At 58.1% G+C, this 425-nt stretch carries 1 protein-coding gene; it reads right to left on the bottom strand.

Annotation, left to right across the window (positions count from 1 at the left end):
- Window positions 1-218 (bottom strand): hypothetical protein (locus VSR34_RS38755; protein ID WP_342965282.1); only part of this gene is annotated, 218 nt, incomplete at its 3' end.
- Window positions 219-425 lie beyond the last annotated feature (207 nt).

Raw genomic sequence — 425 nt, 5'->3', positions numbered from 1 at the left:
CAGCGCAGATCGGTCGGCGCAGCCTGCGTTTTGTAATGCGCACGCAATTTGCTCAGCGCTGGAATTCTTTGGTTTCGTTCTGATTGATACGGCTCAAAGCCACGCCGGTTGGACCTCTCGCGCCGATGCACGCTGTACGAGTGACCATGTTGGTGCAGCGACCTTCGCGGTGGTTTTTTGTGGCCTGTGTGCGGCAGCGCATATTTGCGCTCGCTCACGCGCTCGTACATTGACCGGGGGATGTCACGTCGAGCCGCCAGGAGAAGGTGTCTCTGAAATGGCTTGGCGAATTAATTCATTGAGTGGAGTTAGGACCCGATACCATGGCGAGCGCATACGGTGGGAAACAGGCTGCAGCAGTTATCGTTGGCACGCAATTGGGCGGGTTGGGCGTTGCGAGATCACTCGCTCACGCGCAGGTGCCC

The sequence above is a fragment of the Paraburkholderia sp. JHI2823 genome, assembly GCF_038900695.1.
In the GTDB taxonomy this organism is placed as follows: Bacteria; Pseudomonadota; Gammaproteobacteria; order Burkholderiales; family Burkholderiaceae; genus Paraburkholderia; species Paraburkholderia mimosarum.
This window is presented reverse-complemented; position numbering and strand designations above follow the sequence as displayed.